The following is a 9,846-nucleotide window of genomic DNA, read 5'->3' on the forward strand; positions in this document are numbered from 1 at the left end:
CGGCCGGCGCCGGCGAGGCAGCCGTCGACCGGATCCGAGCGGGAACCGGATCTGTTGGGAGTACGGGCAGGGGAAAGGCCTTTGCGCCCGGCTTGGTCGGCGTGGATGCCGGCTCGCCGGAGGTACGGAAGATGACTGACGTGGTGCTGAAGCTGTCAGCCCGTGATTTGGTGCATGCGGACCTGGCGTCGTGCGGGTGGGCAGGGTCCGGCCTCCACCTGGCCGACGTCGCCGAGCAGCTGGAACGTGTCCGGACCAGCGAGGTCGACTACCTCGCGGTCTGCCCTGCAACGGACATCCCTGTGGCGAAAGGCGGCGTCGACTACCAGGTCAGGAAAGGTGCCGGCACTCTGTGGCAGCTGGCGGTCCACCTCGCATTGCAGTCGTGCGGGATCGGCACGTTCCTTGTGGAAGCCGCGGAACTGCGGATCAGGAACCGCGGTCTGCGGCAGGCCGAGCTCGGTGTGGAGGAAAGCAGTCCCCGGGCGCGTGCGCTGTACGAGAGGCTGGGATATATCGCATATGACCGTCGGCCGGACTCGTGGGACGAACAAGCCCCTGACGGGTCGTTGCGCCGCTACGAGACGATGTGCACGTTGATGCGGAAGGAACTCACGTAGGCTCGGCCACCTTCGCGGGGTCTCTCAGCGGGCGTGACGACGCCGCCCGAGCGCTCACGAGACAGCCCGCCACCGGCTCCCCACGATCTTTACGGGACGCCCCCGAGGGCCTCGGAGAGTGCGTGCTCACCGTCGCGCAGCAGCGCATGGCCGCCGTTCCGGTGGGCGGGTTACCTTCACAAGAGTCGGTACCCCGCAGCCTCGGGAGGGTGGCCCATGGCCGTGCACGTGACCGTGTGGGATGACCGCGCCCGGGTCGGGGAAAGCCGGGCCCCGGCAGCTTCGGCAGCTTCGGCGGTCCCGGTGCCTCCGGCGGCCGCTGCCCCCGCCCTCTTCGTCCACAACATCTTCACCTGGGGCGCCGACTCGCTGTTCGGGTTCGCCGGGCAGCGGCCCCTCGCGGACAGCCGGCGGCTCCTCCTGATGGACCGCCGGGGCTACGGCGACAGCCCGGACACCGCGCGCAGCGACTTCGACGTCGACGCCGGGGACGTCGTGGAGATTCTCGACGGGGCCTTTGACGCGGGGCTCGGCGGCGCCCACCTCGTGGGGCACGGGAACGGCGCCGTCGCCGCGCTCCTCGCCGCCGCGCGCCGGCTCGACCTCGTCCGCTCCCTTGCCCTCATCCAGCCCTCCGCCTTCACCGCCGCGGCGGACCGGCCCGTCGTCGCCGCCCTCCTCGACCGGGTGCGCGACGGCGCCCCCGGCATCCCGGAAGGCGTCACGCCGGAGCAGTATCTGCGCGCGTCCACCGAGGGGCTGGGGATGGCCGTGCCCGAGCCCACGGCGCGCTGGCTCCGCGCCGTCGCCACCTCCATGGGGGAGCGGCCCGTCTGGGAGGCGCACATCCCGCTGGAGGCGATCCGCGCCGCCGCCCTGCCGACTCTCGTGATCTGCGGAACCTGGGACCGTGCGCCGGCCGCGTACCGCGAGCATGTGGGGCTTCCCCTCATCGCCGTGGCCGAGTCCCTCACGGACTCCCTCGGGGGCCGCCTCCTACGGGTGCCCGGGTACTACCCGCACACCCAGGAACCCGCCGTCGTCAACGCCGCCCTGCGGGAGTTCTGGGGCTGACCGGCTTCCCCCGGGGTTTGATCGGCCCGGCATCCCACCGGGCCGACATCTCGCATCCCGACGCTCAGGCCGGCCGCGCGCTGCTCGCGACAGAACCGCCGCCGGCCACCCGAGCCCTCACGCCGACAAGGCCCGGGGGAAGCGCCCCTGTGCGCGCCCCTCGGCCTGTGCCGGCACCCCGGCCGCATGCACGGCGCTGAAGCCGAAGTCGCGCCGGAGCTGCTCCAGTTCCCTTTCCGCAGTGGCCCTCACCTTCCCCGGGACATCCCCGAGCTCCTCGATCAGGCCCTCGTATATCGGAGTGTTGCTCCCGCTCACGTATTCCTCACATCTGGCGTTGCGCGTGCAATTGCTTGTCTACGACGACTCGCAGAACCCCGGAGTGTACGGGGTGCCGGCCGCCGGGTGGGGCCACCGCTCCCGGGAGGCGGTACGAACGCCGGGAGGGCGGCCGCCCGGGGGACGGCGCGAGGGCGGCGCCGTCGAGGGAGGCGGGCGGCCGATTCGGCGTGTGGCCTGCTGGGTTGCCGTGGGCCTGCCGAAGCGGGTTCAGGCAGTCATCGAGACTGAAGCGGGCACGAGAAGGGCACGGCGCAACGCTGGACGAGGTGCGCGCAAGGCTCAACCTGATCACGGGCGGGCCACCTAGCAATCCCCCGAGCGCGGGGGAGCCCGGCCGTCGGCGCACTGGCAAACACCACCGGCGGGCTGCGTACGAGCCGTACGGGTTGCCGTCCAGGTCCAGCGTGCTGCCCGCGCACCCGGATCAGGCGCCGTCCGCGGGGGGGGCGGCCGGGGGAGACAGCCCCGGGGCCGGAGCGTCCCGGGCGCCCCCGGCGGCGACGAGGCGCGGGCCCGCGCGGTGCGCATCCCGTGGCTCCGAGCCCCGGTGCGGCGACGGTCACGGCGGGTCCCGGCCCCGGTTGCCCCGCTCCGGCAGGTCGCCGAAAGTGGAGGGAGCCGGGTCGGGGGAGCGGCGGGTCCGCATCGGACGTACGCGACGTCCAGGACTCCACCCCGCGGCGCAGCGCGGGAAGGTACGGCTGCGCGTCTTACGCACCGCACTTGGGAGGCGGGCCCGCATGAGTGGACGCAGTCCCGACCTCGGACCCGGGACACCACGAGGCCGGTTCCCCGGAGGCGGCGTACCTCCGGGGAAGACCGCGCCCGCGGAGTCCGGCACCGGCCCGGAGACCGGCTCGCCGCCTCCACCGGGGCGCGGCCGGACACCGGAGCGGAGGCCCCTCGGTTCCCGCGGCACCTCCGGGCAGCAGGCCGTGCCCCCGTCGCGGCTGCCCCCTTGCGAAGCGGCCGCCTCGGTGCCCGGACGGCAGATATGCGCACACGGCTGAGACCCCGGCCAAAATGGGCCCGCGCCCGACACCGGGCCGAAGCCCCCTCCGTCGAACCGGGCGCAGCCCTCGACCTCGGCATCCGGTGCGCCGCCATGGAACCGCAGACCGACCGGTAAGCGCCCGGCTACCGGCTTCCGCAGGCGCACACCCGGCACGCTCGCTGAGATCTTCTTCGACGACTTCGAGGCCATCCAGGCAGGCCACAGCCCTGGGAGCAACGCCCGAGCCCGGGGCACGAACCCCGGGGCACGAACCACGCCCGCGTCCGTCACGGAACTGCCGGACACGGGCGTACCACGACCCCTTCTGCCGGTCCGCGGCGAAAGGACGGTACGCAATGACCGAGACAGCTCTTCTTCCCAGTCCCGAACCCGCCACCGCCGTCGAACCCCGTACAGCCATCGAGCCGACCACCAGCGCACCCCTCGCCCCCTACTCCCACATCCAGCGCTTCAACTACACCGGCAGCGTCCAGGACTTCACCGTTCCGCCCGGCGTCACCACGATCAACGCGCGCTGCTGGGGTGGTGGCGGTGGTCGGAGCAGCACCGGGGGCGGGGGCGGATTTGCCACGGGGGAGATCGCCGTCGTGCCCGGGGAGACGCTGCGGGTCGTGGTCGACCTGGCAGGAGGACCGGACAGCGGGGGCGGTATGAGCGGGTTGTTCAGCCAGCGGCTGGGGCAGATGCTGCTGATCGCCGGCGGCGGCGGAGGGGGCACGAGTAACGCCGACGCACGTGGTGGTGCAGGCGGCGGCACCAGCGGTGCCGACGGACGGATCTACTCGCGAGGCGGGTGGACCGGGGCATCGGCGCGTGGAGCTTCGGGTTCCACGGGCGGTGCCGGTGCGTCCTGCGGGGCCAGTTACGGGGGACGCGGTGGCGACACCGGCCGGAACGGCGGCGCTACCGTGTTGGGAACCCCGGGAGGTCAGGTGCCGGTCCCCGGTATGGGGGCAGGCGGCGGTGCGGGCTACAGCGGCGGTAGCGGGGGAGGCGCCGGCTACGCCGGTGGCGGTGGCGGCATCTTCGTCGGCAGCCCGTCCGGCGACTATGCCAGCGGCGGCGGTGGCGGCAGCAGCTATGTGGACGGCCCCGGAGTCAGCGGAGGACGCACCGTGGCCGGCAACGGCACACAGGCGGGCGGCAAGGATGACCCCCTGTACCAGTCCGGTGTCGGGGACGCGGACCACCGCGGCCAAGTGGTCCTGCAATGGACGGAGTTCACCGTCACCCCCGGTGGGCCGCCGGATGTGAAGCTGCGGAAGGGCGGACCGGTCGGGTACCCGGGAGTGCGGGTCGCATCCGACGTGGCGTTCGAGCCGGTGTCGGTGACGGCGGCGCTGCCCGCCAACCGTGGTCTGCTCTTCGGTACGCAGACACTCGCCGACTACCAACTGACCGTCCAGAACGCCGGCGGGCAGGCGACGCAGTACCGGGGCGCCCTGTCGGAGGACGGCACCTCGCTCGTGTTCTCCGGCGTGGATCTGGAACTGCCGGGGACGTCGGTGATGTGGGTCGCGGTGAGCGCCGGCCACGAAGCCCCGCTCGGAGCCACCCATCTGACCTTCACCGTGGGAGGAAAGGTCTGCCCTTCGACCACGGTCGTCGTCACGCCGGCCTTCGACGTGTCGCCGGGCGGCACCCCGGTGACCGCTGAGCGCGGAGGAAAACCCGTGTTCCCGGGCGTAGAGGTACGCAACAACGGCTCACAGGCCATCCCCCTGCAGAAGGTCACCGCAACTCTTCCGGCCGGTGCCGGCATGCGCTTCGGCACCGAGGCGAACCCCGATCACCAGCTGACCGTCTGGGAAGCCGCCGGGAAGACCACCGTGTACAAGGGGAGCATCTCCCACGACGGACAGTCCCTGACCTTCTCCGACGTCGACCTGGCAATCCCCGACACCGGATCACGGTCGGTCATGTGGGTCTGCGTCGGCGCCTGTGACGACACCCCTCCCGGCCCCACCAGCGTGGAGTTCTCCCTCGACGCGCGGACCTCGCCCTCCACCACGATCAACGTCATCTGAGGAAGACCGCGGAAGCTGCCACGATGGGCGGTCATGCGCCGAATGGGCGGTTGTGCGCCGACGCGCGATCAACGGCGGCACGCGCAGCCGCCCATTCCCCGCAGAGGCCATCCCGAAGCCCACCTGCTCCGAGAGCGACCTGCTCCGACCTGCTCCGACCTGGTCAGAGCGAAAGGCCCTAACGCCTGCCCTTGCGCAGGAACCGCCGCAGCCGGGTCAGCGGCCAGGTGTTGATCACCTCGTCCGGGGTGAGCCAGCCGCGCTGGGCGGTGCCGATGCCGTACCGCAACTGCGCCAGCTGCGGCACCGAGTGGGCATCGGTGTTCACGGCGAACCGCACCCCGTGCGCCCGGGCCCGCAGGATGTCCTCGTCGCACAGATCCAGCCGGTCCGGCTGGGCGTTGACCTCCAGCGCGGTTCCGGTACGGGCGCAGGCCGCGAACACCTCGTCCCAGTCCGCGTCCACGCCCGGCCGCCGGCCGATCAGCCGGGTGGTGGGATGTCCGAGGACATGGACGTACGGGTTCTCGCAGGCCCGCACCAGCCGCCGCGTCATCGGCCCGCGGCCCAGGTCGAAGTGCGAGTGCAGCGAGGCCACGCAGAGATCGAAACCGGCCAGGAAGGCGTCCGGCCAGTCCACCTCGCCGTCCGGCCCGATGTTCAGCTCCGTGCCGTGCAGCAGCCGCATCCGCCGGCGGGTGCCGTCCAGCTCCCGCAGCCGCTCCCGCTGGGCGAGGATCTTCTCGTCGGTCATCCGCTGCATCGGCATGTCCGGCGCGTGATCGGTCACCGCGTAGTACGCGTATCCGCGCTCCGCGGCCGCCTCCACCATCACCTCCAGCGACGCCAGACCGTCGGTCAGATCGGTGTGGGTGTGCAGATCACCGCGGATGTCCCGCTCGGTCACCACGTCGGGCAGCGCCCCGCGCAGGGCCGCCTCGATCTCCCCGCGGTCCTCCCGCAGCGTCGGCGGTATCCACGGCAGCCCCAGCCGGGCGTACACCTCCTCCTCGGTCCGGGACGCCACCGACTTCCCGCTCTCCGTCTCGAACAGGCCGTACTCCGACAGCTTCAGCCCCCGGTGCACGGCGATGGTCCGGGTACGGATGTTGTGCGCCTTGGCGCCGGTGAAGTACTGCAGCCCCGCACCCCACGATGCCGGCGGCAGCACCCGCAGATCCACCTGGAGCCCCTTGCCGGTGCGCACCGACGTCTTCTTCGTGCCCCGCGCGATGACCTCGGCGGTGCCCGGCAGCCCGCACAGCGCCGCCATGAACGGCTCCGACTTCGCCGCCGCCACCAGCACGTCGACGTCCCCGACGGTCTCCCGCATCCGGCGCAGCGACCCCGCGTAGGCGCACCGCCGGCATCCGGTCACCGCGGACAGCTCGGCGACGATCTCCTCGGCGGTGTCCAGCGCGAGCGCCAGCGGTACCCGGCCGCCCGACTGCCGCAACAGCTCGATGCCGTGCCGGATGTTGTCCTGCGTCTTCTCCCCGAATCCCTTGAGATCGGCGAGCGCGTCCGCCTCGATGGCGGCGGCCAGTTCGTTCACCGAGGAGATGTGCAGAGCCTCGTGGAGCCGCAGGGCCTTCTTCGGGCCGAGCGTCGGGATGGTGATCAACTCCCGGACGCCGGCCGGGATCTCGGCCCGCTGCTCCTCGACCGCCGCCATCTTCCCGGTACGCAGATACTCGGCCACCTTGGCGGCGATCGACCGCCCCACGTTCGGGATCTCCCGCAGGCCGTCCTCGTCCAGCTTCGAGACGTCGGCCGGGTGGCCCCCGATGGCACGCGCCGCCTTCTCGTAGGCGCGCGCCTTGAACGCATCGCCTCCGGTGATCGCGATGAGGTCCGCGTACTCCTGCAGCAGCGCCTCGACCTCGTCATTGGCCCGGGCCACGCCTTCAAGTCTAGAAAGTCCGCGGCCCCTCGGCACACGAAGAGGCGGGCGGGAACGCCGGCCCCGAGGCCGCCGGTGCCGGGGCGCCGCCGGCCGCGTGGTCGCACGCGGAAAACCCGGCGACAGCGGCGATCATCCCCGGGATACTGGGCGCCCATGGACGAGGTCGAAGTCGTTGTTGCCCATTCCGAGCGTGCGACCCTGCGCGTCGGTGACGTGTTCTTGAAGGTGGACGCCGATCAGGCGCGGATCGATGCCGAGGTCGAGGCGATGTCCCTCGCGCCGGTCCCGACCCCCGAGATCCTGTGGCGCAAGCCGCCCGTGCTGGCGATCGCCGCACTCCCGGGCACGACGCTCGGGCGCCTCGGCGGGCCGTCGACCGCATCGCCGGCGGCGTGGGCCGCGGCGGGCGCCGCCATCCGGAAGCTGCACGACGCGCCGTTGCCGCCCCGGCCCGGCCGGGCCGGGCGGAGCGCCGACGCGCTGGCGGCGGAGCTCGACGCGGAGTGCGAGTTGCTCGTGACGAAGGGCCTCCTCCCCGCCGACCTGGTCACCCGCAACCGCCGGGTCGCCGAGGCCGCGCTCCGGCCGTGGACCCCGGCGTTCACCCACGGCGATCTGCAGATCGCGCACGTCTTCCTGGAAGGCGACGAGGTCACGGGCATCATCGACTGGTCCGAGGCGGGCCGGGGCGACGCCCTGTACGACCTCGCCACCTTCCTGCTCGGACACGAGGAGCACTTCGACGACGTCCTCGCCGGCTACGGCACCGGCGTCGACCTCGACGTGATCCACGCATGGTGGTCGCTGCGAAGCCTGCTGGCGGTCCGCTGGCTGATCGAGCACGGCTTCGACCCGTTCGCGCCGGGCTGTGAGGTCGACGTGCTCAGAGCCCGGATGTGAAGCCGCGCGCCCGGCACACCGCGCAGCCCACCCGCGCGCCGTGGCGGCCGGGAGGGCCGAGCGGAAGCGGCGTCCGGTCAGCGGGAGCGGGGCGCGCCGGTCTCCCAGACGGTGCCGCGCGCCTCGTACTCCATCATCATCTCGACGCCGGCCGCCGCCGCGGAGCCCAACTCGCGTTTGACGAGCCACAGGCCCAACTCCAGGCCCGAGGAGATGCCTTGCGCCGTGACCAGGTCGCCGTCGTCGACCACCCGGGCCGGAGTGAGCACCCCGCCCCCCTTCTCCAGGTCCTTGAGCGCTCCTCGGTGGGTGGTGCAGCGGCGGCCCTCGACCAGCCCGGCCGCCGACAGCAGCAGTGCTCCCGTGCACAGTGAGCTGAGCGTGAGACCCGGACGCGGGGCCGCGGCCAGGGCCCGGGGGAGCGTGCCGCGTTCGATCTCGGCCCAGATGCCGGGGCCGTCCTTGTGGCGGTAGCCGCCACCGGGCACCACGATCAGCTCGGCCGTGCGCGGCTCCCAGCGGCGGGTGACCGCGACCTGCGTGCCGTACGCGCAGCGCACGGTGCCGCTCTCGCCGGTCGTCACATAGTCGACCTCCACCGTCCGGTCGCCGCCGTGCATGACGGCCGCCGAGAACACCTCGTACGGTGCGATGAAGTCCAGCTCCTCCACCCCGTCGAACAGCACGATGTGCACGCGGAACGGGCCCTTGCGGTTGGGGTGTGCGCCGGCGGCGGCACCGGCGGGCGCGGCGCTCACCGCGCCCGCCGCCAGCACCCCGGCACCCAGCGCGGTCGTACGTCGCAACAGCTGTCGTCTTTCCATGCCCCCAGCCTGGCCGGTGGCCCGGCTGGACCGGCAGCGGCGATCGTGACCTGTCCCGATAGGTTCCTGCCATGCATGTCGTGGCTGTGCTGCTGCCCCCGGGGGCGGTCGGGTTCGATCTGACCGCCGCCTGCCAGGTGTTCCATCTCGCCCGGCGGCCGGACGGTTCGAAGCCGTACGAGGTGCTGGTGTGCGGCGATGCGCCGGTCACCGGCACAGCGGCCGGCGCCGCGTGCTTCGGCGTCGTCCCCACCCGTCCGCTGCGCGCCGCGCTCGGTGCCGACACGATCGTGGTGCCCGGCGTCGCGGCGGATCAGCTGCCCGACGAGGACGTACGGGAACTGCTGCGTACGGCGGCGGCGCGCGGCACCCGCATCGCCTCCATCTGCACGGGGGCCTTCCTGCTCGCCGAGGCCGGATTGTTGGACGGCGTGGGTGCCACGACGCACTGGCTGGCCTGTGAACGGCTCGCGCGGGCGCACCCGGCCGTGCGCGTGGACCCGGGCGTGCTGTTCGTGGACAACGGGCAGGTGCTCAGCTCGGCGGGGCTCGCGGCCGGTCTCGACCTGTGCCTGCACCTGGTCAGCCGGGACCACGGCGCCGCGGTCGCCGCCGCGACGGCCCGCGCGCTGGTCGTGCCCCGGCGGCGGGACGGCGACATGGCCCAGCTGGTCCGGCGCCCGCCGGGCCCGGCCGCCACGGCCCGGCAGGACCGGCTGCACACCACGCTCGACTGGCTGCACCGCAATCTGCATCGGCCCCTGACGCTCTCCGACATCGCACGCGAGGCGGGGATGAGCGTGCGCCATCTGCACCGCAGGTTCCGTGAACTGACGGGCACGACGCCGCTGGGCTGGCTGCTGTGGGCGCGTACGGAACGGGTCCGCGAGCTGCTGGAGACCACCGATCTGCCCATCGACCGCATCGCCGAGGTCGCGGGCTTCGGCTCGGCGGTCACCCTGCGCCTGCGCTTCCGCGAGCGCGTGGGCACCACCCCGGCCGCGTACCGGAAGTCCTTCCGGGCGGGGACGGGGAGGGAGCGGCCTGAACTCCGGTGCTCCTGCGCCGGGTCGGTGCCGGCGGGGACGGGCTGCGGTTGCCGGGGCGGTGCCCGGGGCCGGGCGGCGGTGCCCTGACC

Annotated in this window: 7 protein-coding genes; 5 read left to right on the top strand and 2 right to left on the bottom strand. The window is 73.0% G+C overall.

Annotation, left to right across the window (positions count from 1 at the left end; translation table 11 throughout):
* Nucleotides 1-131 precede the first annotated feature (131 nt).
* The 3 genes from ABT345_RS30725 to ABT345_RS30735 all read left to right on the top strand — a co-directional run bounded on the left by ABT345_RS30725 (nucleotide 132) and on the right by ABT345_RS30735 (nucleotide 5,078).
* Complete coding sequence (locus tag ABT345_RS30725) at nucleotides 132-620, top strand: GNAT family N-acetyltransferase (RefSeq protein ID WP_345080492.1); 489 nt, start codon at nucleotides 132-134, stop codon at nucleotides 618-620.
* Between the two features lie 216 nt (nucleotides 621-836).
* Nucleotides 837-1,694: an alpha/beta fold hydrolase gene (locus tag ABT345_RS30730; RefSeq protein WP_345080489.1), complete on the top strand. Its 858-nt coding sequence runs from the start codon at nucleotides 837-839 to the stop codon at nucleotides 1,692-1,694.
* Nucleotides 1,695-3,386: 1,692 nt separating this feature from the next.
* Nucleotides 3,387-5,078, top strand: coding sequence for a hypothetical protein (locus tag ABT345_RS30735; protein WP_345080486.1), 1,692 nt, complete (start codon nucleotides 3,387-3,389; stop codon nucleotides 5,076-5,078).
* A gap of 178 nt (nucleotides 5,079-5,256) precedes the next feature.
* Here the strand turns inward: ABT345_RS30735 and polX are convergent, their stop codons facing one another.
* Nucleotides 5,257-6,981 (bottom strand): DNA polymerase/3'-5' exonuclease PolX, encoded by a 1,725-nt coding sequence (gene polX, locus ABT345_RS30740; protein WP_345080483.1) that lies wholly within the window; start codon nucleotides 6,979-6,981, stop codon nucleotides 5,257-5,259.
* Nucleotides 6,982-7,137: 156 nt separating this feature from the next.
* On the opposite strand from polX, the gene ABT345_RS30745 reads away from it, so the two are divergent.
* Complete coding sequence (locus tag ABT345_RS30745) at nucleotides 7,138-7,884, top strand: phosphotransferase family protein (RefSeq protein WP_345080481.1); 747 nt, start codon at nucleotides 7,138-7,140, stop codon at nucleotides 7,882-7,884.
* Between the two features lie 77 nt (nucleotides 7,885-7,961).
* On the opposite strand, the gene ABT345_RS30750 is transcribed toward ABT345_RS30745, so the two are convergent.
* Nucleotides 7,962-8,708 (bottom strand): DJ-1/PfpI family protein, encoded by a 747-nt coding sequence (locus ABT345_RS30750; protein WP_345080478.1) that lies wholly within the window; start codon nucleotides 8,706-8,708, stop codon nucleotides 7,962-7,964.
* Between the two features lie 71 nt (nucleotides 8,709-8,779).
* Between ABT345_RS30750 and ABT345_RS30755 the strand changes: the two genes are divergently transcribed.
* Entirely contained in the window at nucleotides 8,780-9,844 is a 1,065-nt protein-coding gene (locus ABT345_RS30755; RefSeq protein WP_345080475.1) for a GlxA family transcriptional regulator, read from the top strand.
* Nucleotides 9,845-9,846: the final 2 nt, after the last annotated feature.

The sequence above is a fragment of the Streptomyces sp. NPDC000404 genome, from assembly GCF_040300365.1.
In the GTDB taxonomy this organism is placed as follows: domain Bacteria; phylum Actinomycetota; class Actinomycetes; order Streptomycetales; family Streptomycetaceae; genus Streptomyces; species Streptomyces ramulosus.